This is a genomic window from Spirosoma endophyticum (assembly GCF_900112365.1).
Lineage (GTDB): Bacteria > Bacteroidota > Bacteroidia > Cytophagales > Spirosomataceae > Spirosoma > Spirosoma endophyticum.
Map to the genome: position 1 here is coordinate 210,322 of NZ_FOLQ01000006.1, position 24,228 is coordinate 234,549.

Consider the following 24,228-nt stretch of genomic DNA (forward strand, 5'->3'; position numbering starts at 1 on the left):
ATGTACTTATTTGAAAAGCCCGATAAGTTCCGAATTGGAGAATTATATATTGTTTCCTACGTGATGATTTCAGCCATTATCTACGAAGGCAATCCCGAAATGGCATTTGCATTTTATTACAATTAACTCCTTAAAACGATGAATAAAAACGTATTTTATTTACTCCTATTCGGCTTGATTCTTTATCTGTTTTTACGCAAGAAACAGCAGACAGCCGAAATAAAAGCCGCTCAAGCAGTAGCCGAAAAATCGACCCAATTAGGCACAACCACTGCCAACGGACAAACAACGGTAGCCGGGGGAACGACTACCGTATCTACACCAACCGGGGTTATAACCAGCAATCCGGTTAATCCGAATACGCCAACAACTCAGCCGGTTCAGGTAGAAGAAAATATTAATTACGTAAAGTTTTATGAAGATTTAACGACTTAAATTTTATCCTAATGACACAAGATCAAGCGAATACCTTGCAGGGTTTCAATCGGGTTGCAGACGATATAAACCAAATTAACCAGGTCAAACAAAGCCTTACGCGTTTTGGCCTTAAGACTGGGAAACAATCCGTTGCACAAATATCCCTGAATACCTATGCGCTACAAGAAGCCTTAAATTCAGGGGAACGGTTAGCCATGCCAAGGGGGGGGATTATGGTAGATGGTACGGCAACGGCTACCAATGTTCCTGTTCATTTTTCAGGCACATTAAGACATGGGTTTATCCGTCAAATGGGAAATGTTGATACAATTGTTATTGACAATTCCGACGGAATGTATATGCCTTTTTTGCAGGGTTTACGATTAGAAGCCGGGGCTAATTTATTAGATGCCGTTGCCATAAAAATATTAGGCATTGCGGCTCCTAGTGTTACGTATGTTGAGAAACAGCAGGGTTTTTTATCACACATAGAAATCTATGGGGCTGATATGGACACGGTTCAATATTGTCAATTTCAGTTCAAGAAGGGAATAGAAATTATCAATCCTTCCCAGATGACAATATCAGAAGTTTATGTTCGGGCGAGTACAACAAAAAAGGCGGCTGATACGAAAGGGATTCATTTAATTTCTAATGGTGTAACGAGTAACAATACCAATATTATTAATTGCCGTTTAGTTAGTGTAACCGATGGTATTCGTTCCGATTCAACAGGATTTCCCGGTATTGAGCAACTGCAAATAATAGACTGCTATATGCCTGCTGTTCGAAACGGTGTAATAGGAGTAAACGCGTATAGTGCCCCGTATTGGCGCGTAACGGGTTGTCATATTTTTGCGCAACAAGATTGCGTTAATTTAAACAACGTTCAGGAAAGTTTCATTGAGCATAATCTACTTTACCACGAAGGTAATGATATAGATGAAGCCTCTTTTATTCGGCTTGACCACACAAATAGAATGCTGGTTAATCATAATCAGTGTGACTACTCTGCTGTTTCTACCGTATGGGATGGTCCAGCTACCAGACCTTTAGACCCTTACGGATTAATAGTTTCAGGGACGGGTGTTTGGTCCTCAGATAACACCTATACAAACAATACATTTAACTTAAAAGCTGGTGGCGGAAAGTACGCGATTCATTTGCGAAATGGGCATGAAAACGCGACCATATGGGGCAACATTCGCACAGGTGGAGCAGAAACAGTTAAAGAGGAGTTGACAAACCAAGCGTATGGAAACCGGATAAAAGATAACTATCCGCTAGACATGCGCGATGTTAGGGAGCAAGCTGTATTGGTTTATAAAGACGATTTGAACCATGCATTAGGAAGAAAGTTTAGTGCGAATAATTACCGTAGTAATTACATCTACATTCCCGGTGCAGAAGCGGGAAATACCATTGTAGAAATTAATGATGTTCCGCTTGGCAAGACAATAACCTTACAAAGTGATGTAGTGGTAAGCATTGCCCCTAGTGCATCTATAATACTATCGGGCAATGTCCCTTTTGTTTTCTCTCCAGGTGATACCATTACTCTACGTAAAACATCCCCTACTGAACTTAGGGAAGTAGGACGAAATTATCAAGCTTCAAAGTTGGGTGATATTTCGGCAAATAGCGGGGCGTTTTATGGTGATGTGGTAATGTCATCGGCGAATAATCGCCAATTCACGTTTTCAGGTTTCGGAGCCGGTCAAACAATATCGTTCAATTTTGGCGGTACAAATTCGGGCTTGTTCTCAATTTTTGGTGGCCAAAACGAATTGCGGTCTTATCATGGCACTACCGTTTTTAACGATGCTGGGGGCAATTCACCCGCTGTTACGATCAAAGGAAAAGCAGCAGGGCAAAGTATCTTAAAAAGCCTTGATTCAAGCGGGAACGCGGTAATAGATGTGATGCAGGATGGCATGAAGGTCCGCGTACATGCGAGTCCGGCCAATCCGACAGCCGCAGACATTCCAAATAATTACGCGCAGTTATGGTTTAACTACACGCTCGATCAGGTTAGAATTTGGTTTAATCACGGGGGATTGATGATCTCAACCGCTCCCTTAGCCTAAGTAGTGGTTTTTGTTTGTGTTTTAATTAAATATCAATAAACCTCTTTTTTATGATTACTCAAGATAACATTTCAATAGCCCAACGGCTAGTGGCACCTAAGCCTAAAATCTTTTCCATCCTGCAAAAAGTCGGATTTGGTTTAGCGGCTGTAGGCGCAACGCTATTGACCGGGGGCGGTATTCTTCCCATAATTGGCGGGTACATCATTACAGCCGGGGCCGTTGCCAGTACGGTTTCACAAGTAGCCGTAGACTTTAAAAAGCTTGAAGAACAGCAGGGAAATAAGTAAGAACTTGGCGCTTGGGATAAAAAAAGGCCGCTCAATGAGCGGCCTTTTTAATTGAAATCAACGTGTAAATGTACTAAATTTTCCTTTAGGCAAAGATAGTTATTGTAGTAGGTTGTAAGTGTAGTAGCCTACTTTTTGAAAACTTTTATTTTTTCGTAGTTAACTTCCTCGTTGCTGGTAGCAAGCTTGGCATCCGGGGTAAACAAAAAGGCCGCTCAGGGAGCGGCCTTTTTTGATTATCAGTTCTATCTACACTAAATAACATTCCTTTGCAAAGATAGTATTTGTAGTAGGTTGTAAGCATAGTAGCCTACTTTTTGAAAAAGAAAACTATTTTGCTAATGGGTTGCTTACCCGTTGCTGGTAGCAAGCTTGGCATCCGGGGTAAACAAAAAGGCCGCTCACTGAGCGGCCTTTTTTAAATTAATCACTTTAACACTCAAATTAAATCCTGTCAGCAAAGTTAAGATTTGTTATAGGTGTAGTAGCCTACTTTTCGAAAACTTTTATTTTCTAGTAGCTCTATACGTTACCTTTCTTGACAGGCTGCTAAATGAAGTCGGGTAACTACCAAGCCCAAAGTTCGCAATATTGAAGGCGGGTGTTTCCGATTGATATACGATCTCATTCCCATTGAATTTACCTTTAGTCGTTCGGTAGCCAATCCATCTATTACCATCTGGAAAGGTTTGATCTACAATGCGTTCGCTCTCAAAGTCGCTACCGACTACCGTCACAAAATAACCATACTCAACGGTGCCGTACTTTTCAAAAAAGAAATAACGACCAGGCGTAGGTGATTGCATGACGGTTAGATTAGCCGTAAGGTTATTGTTAGCCGTTTTGCCATTGGCCGTAAAAGCATCATTACCAGTAACGCTGTATTCGCCTACGTAGGCATCTGTAGTTGTAGCAGGCGTTGGGTCACTTTTTGTTTTACAAGACGCTACCGCGAAGAGGGATAGGGTTGCAAGGGAAAGGGAGATGAATAGGTTTTTCATTGTATTATGGGTTGAAAGGTGAATTGGTTGCAATTACACAAACTTGTCATATATCTCAGTCGAATAGTACGCACTCAGACGACGTAAGTATATTTCTAATGTCCGGTGTTCTTTAAAGCCATTCTGTAGTTGTAGCTCCCTATCTGCTACGCCCAACTGGATAGCCCGAATGTTGCCGGTGTGTTTCCACCCATAGAGCGTATAGCGGCCAACAAGGTTTAATGCTTTCAATATTTCTTTGTGCCGGTAGTAGTACATATTTTGACCGCAAGCAATTGGCCCCGGCTCACCATCGGTTCCAAAGATATACCAGTCTAACGGGTAGTTCTTTACGCTCAGATAACCTATTAGTTCTTCTAGGGGCTTTGGAATGGTTGGTGTCTTGGTACGTCTGGTTTTTGAGTTTTCGGGGCGTATGAGCAAAGCACGGGGCTTTAAATCGCCTACCTTCAAAAATCGTACTTCTCTCCCAGGTCGAGCAAAGGTGTAGTGAATAAAATAGATGTACAGCAGTAACCAGTAATCCCGCTTGGCTAGGATCGCGCCAAAGATTTCCGCTACCTGTTCAGTACTGTATGGTTCGTGCATTTCGGAATCCTGTTTCGGCACTAACTCAACATTGGCGGCTGGACTCACCCGGTATCGCTCCCAGCCGGGTTTCGTGAACTGATAAAAGAAGCATTTCATTTGCCCGATTTCTTTATTTCGGGTTGTTGGGTCCGAATGCTTTTTGAGGATAAAGCGCTTATACTGTTCACATTGGGCAGGGGTTACCTTTTTTGTTTCAAGGTGACTTAAGTTGTGCACTGATAAAAACTCTCTCATCTTAAACGCAAAAAGCCGGTAGACTTTAAAGCTACCGGCTCTCAGATAAGATTCTTTGTAATCAAGGTATTCGGTTAGGTCACCCAAAACGGTGTGTACTTTAGGCATTGGCGAGAAAGAAGTTATAAATGTGGAAATAGTTAAAACGCACAACGCCCATACGTTTCCGTATGAGCGTTGTGTATTAGCAATGTGCAAACCAGTGGAGAATATCGGAGTCGAACCGATGACCTCTTCCATGCCATGGAAGCGCTCTAGCCAGCTGAGCTAATCCCCCATCAAATCGCGGATATGCGTTTTGTGGGTGCAAAGATGAGCAAAAAATCAAATTGACCCAAACCAGAACCCGTTTTTTTTAACCGACCATCTGAACTTACCCGCTTACTCATCCAAAGTTTGTTTTGTATGATCAAATGCGTAGTTTTGGTAATAGTCCCGACACCTTATGCATACCGTTTATATTATCTATAGCCCATCGACCGATAAGTACTTTATCGGCCAGAGCAAAGACCTGAAAATCACGCTGTGGCAGCATAATGCAAAAACGAACCCAGCTACGGCTGATGGTAAGCCTTGGGAAATAAAATTCACCCAGCCGTTTGCGACCCGCAACGAGGCTCTGAGCCTGGAAATGAGATTGAAGAAAAAAGATCGTGCTTATTGGGAAGAACTCATCAATAGCGCTCAGCCTGTTGCTTGATAGACAGTCAAACAGCCGTTTCTGCTGAAGCCTGCTAAGACTTCAGCCAACTGACTAGCGCCACTGTTTCAAAACAAAAACCGCCTTTGAAGGCGGTTTTTGTTTGTTCTGTCATCCATCCTAGCGCACCGGCACTAGCAGATGTTGGGATGACAAAAAAATTTAAAAGGGACGTAATGCTTTCACAAAACGGCCTTTAAAATAGTCAGCATAGAGATTGTCTTCCCGTACACCCCGCGAGGAGGATGCATGAATGAAACGGATATTCTGCGCTCCATTTACTTCCGTCACGATTCCTGTATGCGATACGTAACCCGCCTGGCCCTTGTCGGGAACGAAAAAAATCAAATCGCCAGGCAGAATTTCTGCAACTTCGACTTCACGACCCACTTCTGATTGCTGCCAAGAGATCCGTGGCATTTTCAGCCCTACGGTGTTAAAAACGGCGTATACCAAACCTGAACAATCAATTCCATCCGACGTGTTGCCACCCGAACGATAAGGGGTGCCAGTATAAGTGCGGGCAATTTTCACAACTTCCGGAACGTAGCGATTTTCGTACGTTCGGGTATCGACGACTTTTCCTGTTGGTTTGGCTGGAACCGCCGGGGCTCTGCCATTTGGTGTTCGGCGGGCAACGGGTCGAGCGGATGCTGCCGAAGGACGGCGACTAACGGATGGGCCAGAGGAACGTAGTGCGTTACAGGCCGTTAATAAAGAAAGCAGAAGGGTGCTTAGCAGAACGGGGCGCGTGATTGCCCAGAGCCAGCGATGTTGCATAGAAATTGAATTAGCGTACTACTGTAGATAGGACTCTAGAAATATCAGGATCGCATGTACATGCAACCTATCAAATTTTCATTGATAACGCAATTCGTTTCCGAACCTTGTCCACTTCCATCACCTTGACGTTTATTTTCTGGTATACTTTAACCACCGTTTTTGGATCGGAGACGTAATGGTTGGCCATTTGCGACACATGAACCAGGCCATCCTGCTTAACACCAATGTCTACAAATGCCCCAAAAGCCGTGATGTTGGTCACGACGCCGGGCAGTATCATTCCTTCATGTAAGTCCTCTACTGAGCGCACACGTGCGTCGTATTCAAATACCGAAAGTTGTTCACGAGGGTCGCGGCCGGGCTTGGCAAGTTCAGCCAGAATATCGCGCAGTGTTGGCAAGCCAACCGCATTCGTTACGTAACGTTCCGGCTGAATTTGCTGACGCAACTCGGGCCGACGAACAAGATCCGTAACGGTACTCTTTACATCAGTAGCCATCCGTTCGACAAGGGCGTAGCGTTCGGGATGGACCGCGCTGTTATCCAACGGATTTTTAGCGCCTTCGATACGTAGGAAACCAGCACATTGTTCAAACGCCTTTGGCCCAAGTCGAGGCACTTTCTTAAGTTGTTCACGCGATGTAAATGCGCCATTCTCTGCCCGATAAGCGACAATATTCCCTGCCAGTTGCGGCCCCAGCCCCGATACGTAGCGCAGCAGGTAGGCACTAGCCGTATTGAGTGATACGCCCACCTGGTTGACACAACTTTCAACGATAGTATCCAGACTCGTCTTCAAATCCGTCTGGTCCACATCGTGCTGATACTGGCCCACGCCAATTGATTTGGGATCAATCTTAACCAGTTCGGCAAGTGGGTCCATTAGTCGACGGCCAATGCTCACGGCTCCCCGCACCGTAACGTCCCGATCCGGAAACTCATCGCGAGCCACCTCGGAGGCCGAATAAATCGAAGCACCCTGTTCACTGACCATGAAAATCGGCTTATCCAGTTGCAGGCTTTGCACAAACTCCTCCGTTTCGCGGCCGGCCGTACCGTTGCCAATAGCAATGGCGTCAATCTTATACTGACTAACCAATTTCTGAACCGTCTGCATGGCCTGTTGCCGCTGCGTTTCGGACTGAGCCAGATATAGAACGGTGTCGGTTAGCAGATTACCCTGCGCATCCAGGCAAACCGTTTTGCAACCAGTCCGGTATCCAGGATCAATAGCCAGCACGCGCTGCTGGCCTAACGGTGGACTAAGTAATAGTTGACGTAGGTTATCGGCAAATATTTGAATCGCGTCAAGGTCGGCTTTCTCTTTTGAACTGTTGGCAAACTCGGTTTCCAGCGACGGCTTCAGCAAGCGTTTATAGCCATCCCGAATCGCCAGCACGAGTTGTTCTTTGCAAGCTGGAGTTCCAGACCGCTCAGCCACAAATTGCCGTTCCAGTCGCTCAAGAGCGGCTTCTTCATCAGGACCAATACTTACGGCCAGAAAGCCTTCGGTTTCGCCCCGACGAAGCGCCAGCAACCGATGTGAGGGTACACGTCGGAGAGATTCGGCAAAATCGAAGTAATCTTTGAATTTTATGCCTTCTACTTCTTTCCCTTTTTTGACGCTGGAACGTATAATAGCCTCGCGCTCGAACAAATTACGCATACGCTGACGGGCATCAGCATCTTCGGTTACACGCTCGGCCAGAATATCGCGAGCGCCCTGTAGTGCATCCGATACAGCCGGAACAGCATCGGAGAGATACCGTTGCGCTACTCGGTCTATATTTACTTCTCGCTGGGCAAAAATGACGTTGGCCAGCGGTTCCAATCCACGCTCAATGGCGAGAATGGCGCGGGTTTTTCGTTTTTGCTTATAAGGCAGATACAGGTCTTCCAGGTCGGTAAGCGAGTCAGTCGCTTCGAGTTTCCGACGCAGCTCGGGCGTAAGTTTGCCCTGTTCATCAATGGCCTTGAGAATGGCTTCCCGACGTTTATCAAGCTCCTGTAGTTTCAGATACGTGTCTTTGATCTGTCCGATCTGTACTTCGTCGAGCGGGCCACGATCGGCCGATGCGGTGGCCTCTTTACGATAGCGGGCAATGAACGGAACGGTGGCTCCGCCATTGAGTAATTCGATGGTTGCCGCTACTGACTTAGCCGGTAAGCCAAGCCGGGCAGCAACGCGTTGTTCAAATGATTGGGTCATGCAACTGAATGGACAATTGGACCGCAAAAATGGCCCTATGAACCGACAGGGCAAAAAAAAACATGCCATAGGGCATGTTTTTTACAACGGATGTCTTTATATCTTACAATTAAGCTATTTCGACGTTCACGGCATTTAAGCCTTTCTTACCGCGTTCGACATTGAACTTCACTTTGTCGTTTTCACGGATTTGGTCGATGAGACCTGAAGCGTGTACAAAAATGTCTTCACCACCTTCATCGGGTTTAATAAAACCAAACCCTTTGGTTTCATTAAAAAATTTTACAGTTCCTGTTTGCATTGCTTGTTTTAAATTTAAGCGAAGGACGGCACAATAATTTTTATTTCCAAATGTATTTCTAAATTTTTCGTTAGAAATTATAATTTTCTTTGCAGCGGGTCAAAAGTTAACAAAAAAGCGCTTCTGGGCACTGTAATTCAGCTTACTAGCCTAGCGAGTTGAGTTCTTTTTAGCCTTGTTTATCGACTAGGTAATCAGTCAATTAACGATTTATCACACGAAAAACCAGTTGCCGGCCGGCCGTTCTAACGTACTGTTGAGCAGATAAGCGCCGTCGAACTAACCTGCCCGTTGGTTAATTCATGCATCCATCCCGCTACTTTGCGTATTTTTGGCCACTTAACTGAAGAGACTAGTAGTGAAGATTGATGTAACTTCGTTCATGCGTATAGCCGGTGTTTTGGGGGCTTTGTTGGTGGGTGGACTAAATGTAGCATCATCGCAGGTGCTTGTCAATAATACCGACGAGCCCACTTTATATACGTATTGCCAGCAATTTCAAACCTTGTATACGCAGATTCGGGTGGAGAGTATAACCCCTGATTCGGCCCGGATGCAGTTCAGCCGAATCATGCTTAGTTTGCGGGAACGCTTTCGAAGCGAAGAGAATTACCATCAGGATTCACTCCAACGCGATAGTCTGATCCAAACGGGTTCGTATTTTAGTTTTCCATTACGTGGCTACCCAACCAGCGCCATCGGTGGCACACACGGCGAAGGTTATCGGGGCAATGGTTTCGATCTGTTCGATTACAACGTGCGGGGAAGTCACCCGGCACAGGATATTTTTATCACCGACCGTAATCAGGATAATCTGGACGACCGAACAGGCCAACCTGCCGACGTGCTGGCTATGAGCAGCGGCCTGGTACTAGCTATCGAAACCGCCTGGAAACCAGGGTCTGAATACCGGGGAGGTAATTGGATTTGGGTATATGACCCCGTGCTCAATGGCCTGTTTTACTACGCGCATAACAGCCAGGTCGACGTATCGCCGGGCCAGTGGGTCCAGGCCGGGCAGAAAATCTCCGAAATGGGGCGAACCGGCTTCAATGCCTATAAGGCTCGTTCCCCAACCCACTTACACTTGATGTATCTGCAAATCCAACCGAACGGGTTGCCCCTCCCCGTCAATACATATGCCTGGTTACTAAAAGCCAAACCGGTGAATTGATGTATGGTGTATGATATAGGATGTATTTGTTTCTCAGTTGACATCGTATATCCTACACCATCTATCTTTCCTACGATTCGCGCACGAGATTAACGCCTGTGATGAGAAAAATCATGCCCACGATGAACGGTGCAGCTGATTCGCCTTTCGACACGTGGAGGCCTAACACGGGCTTCCCTTCCGATAGAAACGCCACGAGCGCAAACAGAACGACAACGACACCCAGAATGGTGAGTGATGCGCCAAAAAAGCGCCGAAAATTGGTATTATTATTCTCCATAAGTTAGTTACTAAAGAGTGGTGAGTGATGCCAGCTAATTTACTCTTCATTCATCACTCTACATTCTTCACTATTTTAGGTGTTAATCCGCGTTTGCGGCCTTCGGCCAATAAAAATGGATAAGCGTCATCGAGTGAGTTAGGAACCAGACCATCCAGAATAGCTTCGCGCATTACCGTTTTCAACTCACCCACTTCCCTGGAAGGCGGCAAGCCAAAGGTTTCCATAATCAACTCACCTGTGATAACCGGCTGAAAACTACGTAGCTTATCTCGCTCCTCCAGATCATGCAATTTACGTTCGACCTTATCGAAATTACGCAGGTGTTTTTGTACTTTCTCGTAATTCTTAGAGGTAATATCGGCGCGACAGAGTGCCATCAAGCCCTCTAAATCGTCGCCTGCATCAAATAGCAGTCGACGTAGTGCCGAGTCGGTGATTTGTTCTTTCGTAAGCGCAATCGGTCGCAGATGGAGACGCACGAGCTTTTGCACGAAGCGCATATGCTCATTAAGCGGCAATTTCATGGTTCGAAAAATTCCCGGCACCCAGCGTGCGCCTAAGTCTTCGTGACCGTGGAAACTCCACCCAACTTTCTGATCGAACCGTTTGGTAGCCGGTTTGGCAATATCGTGCAATAGCGCAGACCAACGTAGCCAGAGTTCATTTTCTGCATCGGTACCATCTTTCCGAATCCGGTTAGCGATGTTGTCAAGGACTTGAAGCGTATGGTAAAAATTATCCTTGTGGCCCTTCCCCTCAATCGTTTCAACGCCCTTCAGCGCAATCAGTTCCGGGAAGATACGCTCCAGTAAACCAGCGTGATAGAGCAACTTGAAGCCATAGGAGGGTGTAGGCGACAGGATAATTTTGTTCAATTCATCGGTTACGCGTTCCCGCGAGACGATGGTAATCCGTTCGTTCATGCGCACAATAGCGTCGAACGTATCGGGCTCGATGTCGAAACCAAGTTGCGAGGCAAACCGAATGGCCCGCATCATACGTAGCGGATCGTCGGAGAACGTAATATCGGGATTGAGCGGTGTACGGATAAGCTTGCGCTTGATGTCTTTCAGTCCGTCAAACGGGTCGATCAGTTTGCCATAAGCTACGTCACCACCTTTTCGGTTCAGGCTGATTCCCATTGCATTGATGGTGAAATCCCGTCGATTCTGATCGTCTTCAAGCGTACCATTTTCAACGATTGGCTTACGCGATTCAGCCCGGTACGACTCTTTCCGGGCACCCACAAATTCAACCTCCCACGCCTGCTCATTCTGATTTTCTGCCGGCTGAGTGGTCCGCAACATGGCCGTTCCGAAATTTGGGAATACCGATACGTTCGTCTTAAGGGCTTTTCCAACGGCTTCGGCCAAGGCAATACCGCTGCCAATGCACACCACATCAATATCTTTTGACGGGCGCCCCAACACCAAATCACGAACGAATCCACCGATCACGTAGGCCGGCAAACCGAGTGCATCAGCTTCGCGGGCAACGGTCTCAAAAATCGGATTCTTATCTAACGTATCGCTGAAATTCATGAACAATTAACAGTCGTCAGTCAATGGTCGTTCGTAGATCAGTACTTCACGAACATCGACCAACGACTTATTTTCTTATAAAACTAACCTCTCCATTAACGCCCAGTCGCATAATACGTGGCCGTTTAGGCATGCCCGGAAGCGTGCCATATTGTAGTGGAACAAGTGCCTCGACCGATGGTGGTAACAATAAGGATTCAAAGGGGATCGTCAATAACCCACGACCAAAACTACCAATTAAACGCTGAACCTCAGCGCTCAACGACCGCCGAACAGCCAGTGGTCCAAAGGGTTGAACGCCATTAGCAGGCAAACTTTTGGGATCAGTAGTTGACTGTGTCTGTAAAATACGCCCGACAAGTGGCGATATATTTTTACCCTGATCATACACGACGATGAGCGGATTTTCGGCAAACTCGACCAGATCATAGGCAACATCGGGCACCTTTGCTACGTACATGCCCAACTGGTCCGTGTTTTGAATAAGCACTGTCAGCTGTAATCCAGCGGGCATAATGGACAACAACGTCAGCAATTGCTCGACAGCCACGTCATTGACGGGGTCAGCGGCAATAGACCAGCCGGTTTCGTCGGCGATGGCGACAAGTTGTCCCTGTCGAAGTTGAAAAGCGATATCGCGAATACTTGGTATCATAATGAATGAATCTGCAAAAATACGCCAAGTTTAGCGAAAGACGGTAAAACCGATCGAAGTTGCGCTGCAACTGACAAGCTAACGAACAAAACGGAAGGTGAGATGTTGATTATCCGATTGATTCAATTCGGTAACAAATCCAATTCTATGACCACTGAACCTTTACGGCCTCATTACCACCAGTTTTCTCATTCTTTGCTCGCTTTAGCGATCCTGACAGCCGCTATTTACCTGGGGCAGGATATTCTGGTGCCACTGGCTATGTCGGGGTTGATTGCCGTTTTGTTACGTCCCGTTGAGCAGCGGTTCATTCGATGGGGAATGCACAAGGTGATTGCCATTAGCCTGGCCCTGCTGCTAGCCATCATTATCGTAGCGGGCTTAGCGGTGCTGCTATCTATGCAACTGTCTGACTTTGCGGATGATATGCCTAAAATCCGGCAGAATCTGACCGATTTTTTTAGCGATGCCAAACGGTGGGTTCGACGGGAATATAATGTCAGCTATCGACAGCAGGAAAAATACCTCCAGAAAGCGCAGGCATCAACGCTCGATAGCTTGCAAAGCCCCGATACGCTGGGCTTCATTACAGGACCACTCGGTACGTTGACGCTTGTGCCCATCTACGTGTTTCTGCTGCTCTATTACCGAACCATGCTGCTGCATTTTGTCATCGTGCTTTTTTCGGAGAAACATACGGACCGCGTGCGCGAAGTGCTGGGTGAGGTTAAATCTGTTGTGCAGAGTTATGTGGTTGGGTTGCTTATCGAAACGGCCTGCGTAGCTGCACTCAACTCCGTCGGGCTGTTAATTTTGAACGTTCAATATGCTATTTTACTGGGGATAATGGGGGCAATATTAAATCTAATTCCTTACATCGGCGGCCTGGTTGCTACGTTGCTAACGGTAATTATAACGTTCAGTAATCAGCCAGAACTTTCTGTTATTCTAGGTGTTGTAGGTATCTTTTTGCTGGTTCAATTTATCGACAACAATATACTGGTCCCTCTGATTGTAGCGTCTAAAGTTCGGGTAAATGCACTCATATCCATTGTTGGCGTCCTGATTGGCGGGGCACTGGCGGGCGTATCGGGCATGTTTCTATCTATCCCGGCTATTGCCATTATGAAAGTAATTTTCGACCGGGTAGACAGCCTTCGGCCTTGGGGGGTGTTGCTGGGCGACCAAACACCCGAAGAGGCTGGCAGCAATTTATTCCGGCTTCCCAAACGCCGACGCAAACCCAAAGAGGAACTCGCAAAAAGTTGACAACACGGAACAAAATGGCAGATTGGTTGATTAATTGGTTGTCTGGTTACAGCACCTGCTTTGAACCGACAACCACTAATTTGACAACTACGCTACATGACCGTTGATGTACTGGCCATTGCCGCTCATCCCGACGATATTGAGATGACCTGCGCGGGCACGATTCTATCACTTGTTGCCCAAGGAAAAACAGTAGCTGGAGTCGATCTGACTCGTGGCGAACTAGGCACCCGCGGAACACCCGAAATACGCTTACAGGAATCAATAGAAGGGTCTAAAGCGATGAACCTGATAGCCCGTGAAAATATGGGTTTCCGCGATGCGTTTTTCAAAAACGACGAAGAACATCAAATGGCCCTGATCGCGGTGATACGTCAGTTTCAGCCCGAAATCGTGCTCACAAATGCCGTCGACGATCGCCATCCCGACCACGGCCGTGCGGCCGAACTGGTCACACAAGCCTGCTTTTACGCGGGTCTGCGCCAAATCAAAACGGTTGGCAAAGACGGCCTGCCACAGGAAGCGCACCGCCCTAAATTTGTGTACTACTTTATTCAGGATCGGTCGTTGAAACCCGATTTTGTCGTGGACGTAACACCTTACTGGAATCAGAAACTAGCCGCCATTAAAGCGTATAAAAGTCAGTTCTTCAACCCTGAAAGTGATGAGCCCCAAAGCTATATCTCGGGGGAGCCGTTCATGAAGTTTCTGGAATCCCGTACCCGCGAACACGGTCATATGATTGGCGTGGAATTTGGTGAAGGGTTCATCAGCAAACGAATGCTGGGCGTTCAGGATTTGTTCGCGTTGGTGTAACGTAGTGCGGGTTTCTACCCGCATTACTGATCCAAAAAGGGTAATTCAATAATGACTCGCGTCCCGGTGGCCTGTTGATCGTCGTCGTATTTATCCAGAATCTCTACGCCCGATGCCTGGCCGCTACGTTGCCCAATGAGTTGGAGCCGATCTTCGGTTACGCGCAGACCAACACTTTGGTGTGTCGATGGCTGTTGTTTGAGCGACGCAGCCCGTTGTCGTCCAACGCCATCATCGTCTATGGTGCATTCCAAATGAGTTGACTTGCGTTCAATACGTATCTGAATGGAGCCCTGACTTTTTTTGTGCGCGATTCCGTGAAGAATGGCATTTTCAATATAGGGCTGGATAATCATAGGCGGAATCGCCGTTTTTTCCAGCCGTAGTGTTGGGTCGGTCGTTACTGAAAATATGAATTTGTTGTCGAACCGAAGTTGTTCAAGTTCCAGGTAGAGCGTCAGTTGTTCGAGTTCACTGGCTAACGTTACCCACTCCTGCCGCGAATTGTCCAGAATCAGCCGCATCAGCCGGGCAAACTTAACGAGGTATTTGTCGGCATTATCGCTGTCATTCTGAAGGATAAATAAGCGAATGGCATTCAGCGAGTTATACAAAAAGTGGGGATTCATTTGGGAACGTAGCGCTTTCATTTCCGACAGCGCAATCCGTTCCCGCAATTCACTTTTTTCGCGTTGTTCAGTAGCTAATCGCTTCTCACGCCAGCGTGCAATAACGACCGTTATCGCCACTAAGGCTGACAACGAAAGTAACCTGAACCACCAGGTTTGCCAGAACGGTGCCAGAATGGTGATGGGAAGTCGATAGCCCGTTCGATTCCAGACGCCGTCGTTGTTGGCCGCAATGACCTGCAATACGTAGGCACCGGGCGGCACATTGGTATACGTAGCAAAGGCTCGATTACCCTCCTGATTCCATGTCTCCTCGAAGCCTTCGAGCCGGTAGGCATATTGATTACCGGCAGGATTATCGAAGTTTAGGGCAGCCATCTCGAAGGTAAACATATTCTGGGTGTGACGAAGCGTCAACCCAGCCAGGGTAGCCGCTGGGTCAGGTAGCAATTCCTGCGCATTTACCCGAAGCGAAGTCAGGTAGACGGGCGGCACGAAGCGATTCAACCGAATCTGGTTTGGTTGCAAGTACACTAATCCGCGCAAGGCTCCGAAATAAATCCGCCCGGAAGAATCGCGGGTAACGGAAGCCGACTCAAACTCCGAAGCAGAAAAGCCATCCATTTCGTCGAAGATCGTAACCTGGAGCCGTCGGACATCCATGCAGGCCAGCCCTCGGCTGGTGCTGAACCAAAGCGTGTCCCCAATCAGTAGAACGGCCGAAATATCGTTGTGAGGCAAGCCCTGCTTCGTCGTAAATACACGAAATTTGCCCGTCTTCTGGTTCAGACAGGTCAGGCCGTTATCGGTACCTATCCACATACGCCCAAACCGATCTTCGGCAAAAGCCGTTACGCCTTCGTCGGGCAAACTCTGCGGATCGTCATCGTTATGGGTATATTGGGCCAAAAGCCGTAAATCCGGGCTAATTTTAAAGATTGGTCCTAAACCACCTACCCACAAATTTTGGTGACGGTCAAAGAATAGCTCATTATAGTTTTTGCCGGGCAGGTTCCGAAGCAGGGAATCGTTAAACTGGTGACGAAACTGGCCCGTCCTGGGGTCATAAATGGTCAGTTTTTCGTTTGTGCCAAAAAACAAACGCCCATCAGGCGCTCTAATGACCTTAAACGTTTGATTCCCTGCAACTCCTTTGGCTAAGCTGATCGTTGATTTTTTTGCAGGTTCATCGGCGGCTGTCAGGTTCGGAATGCGTTCTACGCGCCCGCTAGCAGGATCAAGCCTGTTCAAACCCGTAGACGTACCCACCCATATATGCCCATCCAGAGCAGACATGACGGAGTAAGTCAGGTTATTATCTAAACTACGAGGATTTTTAGGATCGTTCCGGTACAACCTGTAGGACTTGGTGTGCTGGTTGATGTGGGCTACCCCATCGCGGGTAGCCACCCATATGGTACCCGCCCGGTCAACACAGAGGCCTCCGGCATCAAATCCCTGCGTATTGACTGGCTGATACCCGACTTCATCATAAAGCGAGTGAAATTTATCGACTTTGGGATTGAACCAGCAAACGCCCGAATCATCCGTTAAAACCCACACTACGCCCGACCGATCTTCCATGAGCGCACTAATAGAATTTGAGATCAGGCTTCTCGGGTTCTTTTCATTGTTATGATAACTGAAGATTCGATTGCTTACGGCCTCATAACGATAAAGTCCACTTCCCTTAACACCAACCCATAATTCGCCCGAGCGCGTGAACAGCAACGCCGAAACAGGTTGATCGGCAGCCAATTGGGGCATGGATCGAAACAGACCTGTGGATGGATTCAGGGTGGTTAATTGCCCTTTGTTCATACCTATCAGTAGCTCGCCGGTTTGGGGATTGCGGGCCAGAGACGTTATGTAATTATCAGGTAACGTAGTAGAAGCCCCCGGATCGTGACGAAAGGAACGAAACGTTCTGGTTGGGAGGTCATACGCGAAGAGACCTCCCTCCGTACCAATCCAGAGTGTATGTCCGTCCGGCAAAATTCGGCGAATGGATTTAGCTACCGGAAGCGATCCAGCCGGTAGGGCAAGCAGATTTGCCCGGCCAGTAGCTGGCTCAAAATCCACCACGCCCCCTTTCGTGCCTATCCACAGCTGACCATTCCTGCCCTCGGTTATAAATCGAACAAAGTTGCACCCTGCGCCTAAATGGGAAAATGAGTAGCGCTGGAACGACTGTGTTGCTGGCTCAAACCGATTCAAACCCTCCTGTGTGCCCACCCAGAGCGTCCCATTTTGGGCAGTAAACACATAGCGGACAATCCGATGCGACAACGATTTTGGATTACCCGGCTGATGGGTAAACGTCAGGCAGCGCAGCCCATCGAATCGGGTCAGCCCTTTAACGGTAGCAATCCAGATGAAACCCGATTTATCCTGCGTGACCGCCGTGGTGTAATTACCAGCCAGTCCTTGCTGCAGCGATAGATATTGAAACGCCAATGTCGGTGTTTGACCGTGCCCCTGTCCCCAGACCAGACATAACAGCAACAGGGTAAGTCTATTTTGCCATCGGTACAGGCACCTCTTCTCCCTGTGCTTCACTACGTTCGTTCTACTTTTTTTACACGGAGCGGGCTTCATAGTTACTTAAATACCTACCAGCGATTCTGGCGGTCGGCGAAGCGAATATAAACGATAGTTAAGCGAAAACGGATACTACCGTTTCGATAACCGGTAGTTTACCATCTTTTCAGGGTAACGATAGCCGTGATGTCGGGCGATACGTAGTGAAGAAGTTAATTCTCAGAGCGTCAGCCCGATACTCCGATACCTACGGTAGTTATTTTCGCAGGCAACCAGTTATGGACTCAAATCCACCTGTTATCCATTCAGGCTATTTTGCCTCGCAGATCATTCGTTCTTTTGCCTATCCATTACCTTAGAAATAGCCATACCTGTGGCATTGGATGCGAAACTTGTGAAAACAAAACCGGACTATCAGCAAGCTAAACAGCAGTTGTCGGACACCAACCGACGCATTGCCGAAGCGAAACTGTTATCCCTGCGCATGCAAATGAATCCGCATTTTGTGTTCAACAGCCTGAACGCAATCAATAACTTTGTCTTACAGAACGATAGCGAACAGGCTTCCCGCTACTTAACCGTATTTGCTACGTTAATGCGGCAAATATTAGCGAATACGCAAACCGATTGGGTTTCCCTGCACGACGAACTAATTGCCTTGCGGAGTTATATTGAACTGGAGCAATTGCGATGCGATGGACATTTTGATGTAGATGTTCAGATAGATGCAGCGCTCAATGCCTATACAGTGCAAGTGCCACCGTTACTGATTCAGCCCTATGTAGAAAATGCCATTCGGCGGGGTTTATTACCGCAACTAAACGGCCATCCGCAGCTAAAAATCAATTGCAAACGCGCTGGAAATCAGCTGTCTATATCCATTGCCGATAATGGCATCGGACGGGCTGCGGCAGCCAGTATGCATGCCAGAAGCATGGCCGAAAACCAGCTTCAGGGCAGTCAGGTGGCCGAAGAACGAATAGCTTTAGTGAATGATATTTATGGCGTTGACGCCCATATTGAAAGCCTTGATTTAGTTACGACTGACGGCCAGCCAGCCGGTACTTGCATCACCTTCACTCAGAACCTAAAACCATAATGACTGCTCTATTTGTTGACGACGAAAAACATTGCCGAGACGTATTAAGCCTGCTACTGAAACGGTACTGCCCCAACGTAACCATAGTGGCCCAATGTGCCAGTGGGCAGGAAGGGCACACCGCCATTGACAGCCTGCGTCCAGACCTGGTTTTTCTGGACATTGAGATGCCCGGAATGAGCGGTTTTGAGATGCTTGAAGCCTGTCGGTACAATGGTTTCCGTGTGATTTTCACCACGGCCTTTAACGAGTATGCCATTAAAGCCATCCGGCATAATGCACTGGATTATATCCTGAAACCCATTGATAAGGACGAACTGATACGTGCCGTTGCCAAAGCCGAACAGGCGCTGGCCAGTCATGCTCCTTCTCAAATCGACCAGTTTTTAGGGTATCTGCAAAGCCAGCGGGCGGGCGACCGTATCGCGTTGCCCACGATGGAAGGGCTGCAAATCATTCATAGTGCGGAGATTTACTACTGCGAGTCCGATGGCGGCTACACCCGATTTGCGCTACGTAGCGGCCAGATCATTCTGATTTCCAAGACCCTGAAAGAAGTGGAAGAGGTGCTGGAAAGCAAGGGGTTTTGCCGGGTGCATCACAGCTACCTGATCAACCTGCGCTACGTGCAGCGCTACATCCGGGGCGACGGTGGCGAAGTCGTTATGGAAAACAACAAGGCATTACCTGTTTCGCGTAATAAAAAACAGGAGTTTCTGAGCCTGCTTGAAAAAATATGATAACACGTTTACATGTAGCTCCTTATGCTGTCGCCCAGTCCTGTTTTTACTCGCTACTGTTTCTTCGTATTGGCATTGACCCTACTAATGTGCTGTGGAACCTCTGACCAATCGACCGGACCATTGACGGATCCAGCACAGCTTCAGGTGAACGTAGTCGTTCATCGGCGCGTGTTCGAAGATGGATCGTCTAGCCACTTTATTAAGGGATACGTAAAAGATGCAATGGGCAAAACAATCGCCAATCCAGCAATTCAACTACGTGTCAATGGACAAGCCTTACGGCTGAATGGCGGGTCAACAAATTATTACGGAGCCTTTCCGTACTATGAACTGGTAACGAAGTCAGATACTGCTATTCAGAGCAATAAAATGTATACGTTCACGGTCGTAATGACCGACGGCACTGAACACTTACTGGGACGTATTGAAACACAACCCGACCTCGACGCCAGCCATTTAGCGCTCCCGGCCGCTCACTCCCGCAGTCAGCCCCTTTTACTCCGGTGGCGGGACATCGAATCAGGCAATTCCTGGCTGTCATTCTGGAAACGCTGGCAGAGCGAAACATCTTACAATGAATTACTGGTGAGCAAGATCAGTGAAAGGAAAGACAAGTGGGGACATCGTGTCAAAGAAGATGGCAGCAGTAATCAGGCCGATTACATCACGCTCATCATTGGAAGCGGGGGCGGATCACACATGATTCCACTCAGTTATTTTGAGGGGCCACAAACCCGATTTAATGCACTTAGCCTCATGCTAAACTCAACAAAAACGGTAGATGTTAGTCGCCCTTTTCTCAAAGGCAGCAGCCTCAGTAGCGAGCGTACCAGGCTCTATCGTATCGAGTTGGTAGAATGATCAACCCATTACCCGTAACCTCCTCTTTTGTTCGACCATGAAAACTATCACACTATTAAACTGGCTCATCATTGGTATATACGGACTTTCGCTCCTGTACCTCTTAGCCACTAATAACAACCCGAATAACGACGCAGCAGGACGCGGAATGAGCAGTGGCTTCATTGTACTCCTGTTAATTTTCGGCGCTATACTTACGGGCCTAAACCTCTACAATTCACAGACTACCAGAATCATAGCCCTGGTGATTGGCGGATTGCCTGTTGTGTTTATGGCCATCTTTCTTATCAACGAATACAGAGGATCATTTCAAGCCGATAAAGGGGCTATCAACGACACAGAGCAACTGGCTATACAAAAGCTAAATCCATAACAGATCCTATCAACGTAGTAACCTTCCTCGTCAATGACCAAAGCCCAATTAATTACCGAAGACAATAGTATGGAACGCTTCTTGACCGTACTCGTGGCCAGTCTGTGCATTTCGCCACTAGGCTTCATGTCGGGAGCCTACGTCGTCGATTGGATGACAAAAGACGCCGGTGGCGGCTCTGATGATCAGATGGCTTATGGTTATTTTATGATTCTGGCTGGACTGGCCCTAGGAGCCATTAGTTTCTTTATCGTCTGGTATCTTGCCCAGCGTTTTCTGGTAGCGGATTATCTGAACTATCTCCAGATCGCCGACGGAATTGTCCTGGCGGGATGGCTAACAGTTTGGCTTATACATTCAGCACAGCAACCCCAACGATTACTGTTTGATGGCCGTTGGGCAGCACTGGAAGTCGAAGTACGGACAGAGAAATCATTATTGGTCAACGATTTGATTAGTTCGGCTATTTCAATGGATTACATCGGCGGTGCAAACAGCGGTAACTTCCCTAAACCGGAGGCCATTCGGGAAGAAGGCAAGTTCGTAATTCTGCCGTGGGCAACGGCTCCCATGTTCGTTAATAAATGGCAGGTACGGGTATTTTTACATAACGAACCGATGCTATTTACCCTGGATTTACCCCGAAATCCAACTCAATCCAGCGACTGGTCGGGTTGGGTGGCTCCCACTCAATATCAGGAGAACGTCATCCCTTCCGATGTGCAGCAGAAGCTCACGCTCCGTTACCGGCTTCGGCTTGTTCCCAACAACGAGGATTATCACTAGGTGAATCCACGTAATCAAAAGTTACCAGACTACGTATCTTATTTTGGTTATTTCGGTCATGCAGACGTCCTTATGGCTATTTCTGGCGTTATCCTCGGTATTTGTTGCGGGTCACCAATTCCAGGAAACACCTCAACAATCCCTTAATCGCTACGTCGACTTTCTGAATCAATCAGTCACTGAGGTCGCCAGTCGATTTCAACAGATACGGGCTTATCATGCTAACATCGGTTCGTATATACCGAATAAGAATTTCCCCATAGCGCTTTCTCCGTCGGGGCTGCTGGAGGAATATTATTACAAAAAAGCCCTCACTAACGACGGATTGACCGAAGCCGAAAAAACACGATTGAATGCCGGGGTAAAAGCTATCTGGAAATTGACCTCTAAAATTGACAGTACGACCAAAGCACTGGAAACCTACAATCGGCTGAAGGATTATGAGCGGGACAACTTCAAAAAGGCAAACGAACTGATTGCCAGTCTTCAGGTACTACTGACTCAGTTTGGTCAAGATAAGGCTAAATTCTATCAACAGATTCAGCGAGTCTACCGCCGGTATCAGCCTTATCTGCCTACAAACCCGTATCTGTATACGGAAAAAGAAATGGACCAGGTGCTGGAGAGCCAGCAACAGTTGCTCGATACTGTACGGTATTATCTCAACAAAGGCAACCATTCCGATTGGCCCGTTGAATTCGTTCAGAAAAGCATTTTGGCTGACGAAAAACTGCTCGTTGAGTTTGGCAAAGGCAAGTCGGCCATTGACTATCCGGCCAGCGATATGATTTCGGCGTTTAGAACAGGCTTGCAGGGAATACAGGCTATGAAACGCCGGGCAGTTGACGATTATAATTTTGCCACCCGCCAATCGGCTCAACACGGAAACGAGTTCTACCTTTCGTTCATCAATCATTACAACAATGATTTATTGAACTGGCAGCAGCAATTTATCACATACAGCGCGTCGGTCAGGCAGTTACTGGCTTATCCTGCCTATTCGCCAGTTTTTGCATTTGATGTCCCGGAAGCCGCCACACCACAACCCAAGGGAGTCAAGCCTTTCCGGGACATACCGCCAATTGCTTTTGCGACGACGCCAGCCGATGACCCGGAGAGCGTTATTACGTTTCAGGCCCTGACTAGTTACCTGGACTTCATAAACGAATCGTTACGTCAGATGAATCAGATGCAGTTATTGATGCGTAACTATCAATATTCGGCCGACAGTTATCGGGCTTCAGTGGCGCGTGGAGGGAAACGGAATGGCCTGACGTACTCGCACGAGGCATATAAAGTGCCGCTTTCTGAATACCAGCTTTTGCGCCTTAACAGCGCCCAGATTCTTCAGGCTTATCGCACGTCAATTAACAGCCAGGCCGAGGTATTGCTGGGTATGCTGACCGAAATGGATGAGCTAAGCATTGAGTTGATCAATTATACGAGCGAAAATCAGTACGTAAAAGATAACTTTCAACGGTCCGATGCTATTCTGGATCGGTATGGGTATCTGTTCGATACGTTTGACAGGAAAAAAGAACAACTTTATCGGGACGTGCGACGCATTCACGAAAGTTATCCGCTGAAAAAACCAGCTGATTCGTGGAACGTAGCGGGAAAGGCCATGCTTCAGTTACTGGATCTGGATAAAGATGTGCTGTTTGGCATGAGAGCGTATTTACGCGGTGAAACTAGCCAACTACCCGCAACTGATTCGGTGCAGGCGAAAGCCAGAGAATTGATTACCAACGAATTCCAGAATCTAAAGGGCTTACAACGCTATGGACGTAGCAACGGCCTCTGTCCATACACACCCTACGAAGACCTTGCCGATCATTCGATCAAACTGGCTGAGATGGTGCAGAAAGTCAAACTGCCCACGTCTGACTATGCAACAAGCCCCTACGAATCGTTTTACTACTTTTTCAATGAGCTAGCCCATACCTACAATAAATTCAGCGAACTGGCCAAGACTAACGTACTGAAATCCATCAGCGAACCGAATATCACGGCTTTCCGACGGTCGAAGGCTTTGTCATCATCAGCTTCTGTTCTCCCTATTAAGCCAGAACAACCCGCTAGCCGATTAACAGACAGTTCTACTCCATCGAAACAGAAACTGGTTGCTGACCCTGCAACGAACGGACTGGCGGCAACAGACGGCAAGACGATAGTAAAGCATGATACCGTTTTCATCGATCGTCCAACGGTCGATACGGTATACATAGATCGTAGCAATCAACAGAGTGCCGCGGCTTCTCTGACAGGCTTTGCGACGAACAATATGGTGTTACTGCTAGACGTATCATCGTCGATGGATTCGCCGTATAAATTGCCTCTTTTGAAAAAATCCATCAAATCGCTATTGAATTTGCTGCGTCCTGAAGATCAGATTTCGATCATAGTGTATTCCGGAAAAGCGCGCGTGGCGTTAAAACCCACATCCGGTGCGAAGGCTGATGAAATTGCCCGCGTGATCGATCAGCTTCAATCAGGCGGGGACACCGATGGAAACGGCGGCATTCAATTGGCCTACAAAATAGCCAACAAGCAGTACATCCGAGCGGGTAACAATCGCATCGTGTTAGCCACCGACGGCGAATTCCCAGTGAGTGATGAGGTTTTTCAGTTGGTGAGCGAATCCAGTCGCCAGGATGTTTACCTGACAATATTCACCTTCAGCCGAAAGGAAATCAATAGCCAAAGTCTCAAAAAACTGGCTCAGTTAGGCAAAGGAACGTACGCCCACATTACCCCCGAAAACGCAAATCTGCAATTGATCCTGGAAGCGCAGGCTAAGAAAGCACCCTAGCTGTAAACACTGTTTTTGTCCACAGAGGCACAA

Annotated in this window: 23 protein-coding genes and 1 tRNA gene; 14 read left to right on the forward strand and 10 right to left on the reverse strand. The window is 47.5% G+C overall.

The features are described from left to right. The 4 genes from BM202_RS38745 to BM202_RS17615 are packed head-to-tail and all read left to right on the forward strand — an operon-like array spanning window position 1 to window position 2,794. On the forward strand, window positions 1–126 hold the full coding sequence (locus BM202_RS38745) for a hypothetical protein (protein WP_262507695.1): 126 nt from the start codon (window positions 1–3) through the stop codon (window positions 124–126). Window positions 127–138: 12 nt separating this feature from the next. Further along, window positions 139–435 carry a hypothetical protein gene (locus BM202_RS17605; RefSeq protein WP_093828436.1) on the forward strand — a complete coding sequence of 99 codons (297 nt, stop codon included), beginning with the start codon at window positions 139–141 and terminating at the stop codon, window positions 433–435. An 11-nt stretch (window positions 436–446) separates the two neighbouring features. Next, window positions 447–2,504 carry a hypothetical protein gene (locus BM202_RS17610; protein WP_093828438.1) on the forward strand — a complete coding sequence of 686 codons (2,058 nt, stop codon included), beginning with the start codon at window positions 447–449 and terminating at the stop codon, window positions 2,502–2,504. Window positions 2,505–2,554: 50 nt separating this feature from the next. Beyond that, on the forward strand, window positions 2,555–2,794 hold the full coding sequence (locus tag BM202_RS17615) for a hypothetical protein (RefSeq protein ID WP_093828440.1): 240 nt from the start codon (window positions 2,555–2,557) through the stop codon (window positions 2,792–2,794). Window positions 2,795–3,300: 506 nt separating this feature from the next. Here BM202_RS17615 and BM202_RS17620 read toward each other — a convergent pair. The 3 genes from BM202_RS17620 to BM202_RS17630 form a co-directional block, all read right to left on the reverse strand. After that, window positions 3,301–3,795, reverse strand: a complete 495-nt coding sequence (locus tag BM202_RS17620; protein WP_093828442.1) for a hypothetical protein — start codon at window positions 3,793–3,795, stop codon at window positions 3,301–3,303. Window positions 3,796–3,828: 33 nt separating this feature from the next. After that, complete coding sequence (locus BM202_RS17625) at window positions 3,829–4,728, reverse strand: tyrosine-type recombinase/integrase (RefSeq protein ID WP_093828444.1); 900 nt, start codon at window positions 4,726–4,728, stop codon at window positions 3,829–3,831. Between the two features lie 95 nt (window positions 4,729–4,823). Further along, window positions 4,824–4,897: transfer RNA gene (locus tag BM202_RS17630), tRNA-Ala, on the reverse strand. 168 nt (window positions 4,898–5,065) lie between these two features. On the opposite strand from BM202_RS17630, the gene BM202_RS17635 reads away from it, so the two are divergent. Next, the gene (locus BM202_RS17635; protein WP_093828446.1) at window positions 5,066–5,320 is read left to right on the forward strand and encodes a GIY-YIG nuclease family protein; all 255 of its coding nucleotides are present in this window, start codon (window positions 5,066–5,068) and stop codon (window positions 5,318–5,320) included. A 162-nt stretch (window positions 5,321–5,482) separates the two neighbouring features. On the opposite strand, the gene BM202_RS17640 is transcribed toward BM202_RS17635, so the two are convergent. From BM202_RS17640 to BM202_RS17650, 3 genes are all read right to left on the reverse strand, one after another. Then, window positions 5,483–6,100, reverse strand: a complete 618-nt coding sequence (locus BM202_RS17640; RefSeq protein WP_093828448.1) for a C40 family peptidase — start codon at window positions 6,098–6,100, stop codon at window positions 5,483–5,485. Window positions 6,101–6,170: 70 nt separating this feature from the next. Continuing rightward, window positions 6,171–8,312: a Tex family protein gene (locus BM202_RS17645; protein WP_093828450.1), complete on the reverse strand. Its 2,142-nt coding sequence runs from the start codon at window positions 8,310–8,312 to the stop codon at window positions 6,171–6,173. A gap of 109 nt (window positions 8,313–8,421) precedes the next feature. After that, window positions 8,422–8,613 (reverse strand): cold-shock protein, encoded by a 192-nt coding sequence (locus BM202_RS17650; protein ID WP_018620078.1) that lies wholly within the window; start codon window positions 8,611–8,613, stop codon window positions 8,422–8,424. Between the two features lie 382 nt (window positions 8,614–8,995). Here BM202_RS17650 and BM202_RS17655 point away from each other — a divergent pair, with 382 nt between their 5' ends. Beyond that, on the forward strand, window positions 8,996–9,787 hold the full coding sequence (locus tag BM202_RS17655; protein ID WP_177236619.1) for a M23 family metallopeptidase: 792 nt from the start codon (window positions 8,996–8,998) through the stop codon (window positions 9,785–9,787). Window positions 9,788–9,857: 70 nt separating this feature from the next. Here the strand turns inward: BM202_RS17655 and BM202_RS17660 are convergent, their stop codons facing one another. The 3 genes from BM202_RS17660 to BM202_RS17670 form a co-directional block, all read right to left on the reverse strand. Beyond that, window positions 9,858–10,067 carry a hypothetical protein gene (locus tag BM202_RS17660; RefSeq protein WP_093828453.1) on the reverse strand — a complete coding sequence of 70 codons (210 nt, stop codon included), beginning with the start codon at window positions 10,065–10,067 and terminating at the stop codon, window positions 9,858–9,860. Between the two features lie 53 nt (window positions 10,068–10,120). Continuing rightward, on the reverse strand, window positions 10,121–11,611 hold the full coding sequence (locus tag BM202_RS17665; RefSeq protein WP_093828455.1) for a CCA tRNA nucleotidyltransferase: 1,491 nt from the start codon (window positions 11,609–11,611) through the stop codon (window positions 10,121–10,123). 67 nt (window positions 11,612–11,678) lie between these two features. Next, window positions 11,679–12,266 carry an L-threonylcarbamoyladenylate synthase gene (locus BM202_RS17670; RefSeq protein WP_093828457.1) on the reverse strand — a complete coding sequence of 196 codons (588 nt, stop codon included), beginning with the start codon at window positions 12,264–12,266 and terminating at the stop codon, window positions 11,679–11,681. Window positions 12,267–12,413: 147 nt separating this feature from the next. Here BM202_RS17670 and BM202_RS17675 point away from each other — a divergent pair, with 147 nt between their 5' ends. After that, entirely contained in the window at window positions 12,414–13,535 is a 1,122-nt protein-coding gene (locus BM202_RS17675; protein ID WP_093828754.1) for an AI-2E family transporter, read from the forward strand. Between the two features lie 96 nt (window positions 13,536–13,631). Continuing rightward, window positions 13,632–14,351, forward strand: coding sequence for a bacillithiol biosynthesis deacetylase BshB1 (gene bshB1, locus BM202_RS17680; protein ID WP_093828459.1), 720 nt, complete (start codon window positions 13,632–13,634; stop codon window positions 14,349–14,351). Window positions 14,352–14,374: 23 nt separating this feature from the next. Here bshB1 and BM202_RS17685 read toward each other — a convergent pair whose 3' ends face one another. Then, window positions 14,375–17,578, reverse strand: coding sequence for a ligand-binding sensor domain-containing protein (locus BM202_RS17685; RefSeq protein ID WP_093828461.1), 3,204 nt, complete (start codon window positions 17,576–17,578; stop codon window positions 14,375–14,377). Between the two features lie 337 nt (window positions 17,579–17,915). Here BM202_RS17685 and BM202_RS17690 point away from each other — a divergent pair, with 337 nt between their 5' ends. The 6 genes from BM202_RS17690 (at window position 17,916) to BM202_RS17715 (ending at window position 24,195) form a co-directional block, all read left to right on the forward strand. After that, complete coding sequence (locus tag BM202_RS17690) at window positions 17,916–18,620, forward strand: sensor histidine kinase (protein ID WP_143100706.1); 705 nt, start codon at window positions 17,916–17,918, stop codon at window positions 18,618–18,620. Next, window positions 18,620–19,360 (forward strand): LytR/AlgR family response regulator transcription factor, encoded by a 741-nt coding sequence (locus BM202_RS17695; RefSeq protein WP_093828465.1) that lies wholly within the window; start codon window positions 18,620–18,622, stop codon window positions 19,358–19,360. The genes BM202_RS17690 and BM202_RS17695 overlap by 1 nt, the downstream gene beginning before the upstream one ends. An 87-nt stretch (window positions 19,361–19,447) precedes the next feature. Next, entirely contained in the window at window positions 19,448–20,224 is a 777-nt protein-coding gene (locus BM202_RS17700) for a hypothetical protein (protein ID WP_093828467.1), read from the forward strand. Between the two features lie 37 nt (window positions 20,225–20,261). After that, entirely contained in the window at window positions 20,262–20,597 is a 336-nt protein-coding gene (locus tag BM202_RS17705; RefSeq protein ID WP_093828469.1) for a hypothetical protein, read from the forward strand. A 33-nt stretch (window positions 20,598–20,630) separates the two neighbouring features. Beyond that, a complete protein-coding gene (locus tag BM202_RS17710; RefSeq protein ID WP_093828471.1) occupies window positions 20,631–21,383 on the forward strand; it encodes a hypothetical protein in 753 nt (250 codons plus the stop codon). Window positions 21,384–21,441: 58 nt separating this feature from the next. Next, window positions 21,442–24,195, forward strand: a complete 2,754-nt coding sequence (locus tag BM202_RS17715; protein ID WP_093828473.1) for a VWA domain-containing protein — start codon at window positions 21,442–21,444, stop codon at window positions 24,193–24,195. Window positions 24,196–24,228 lie beyond the last annotated feature (33 nt).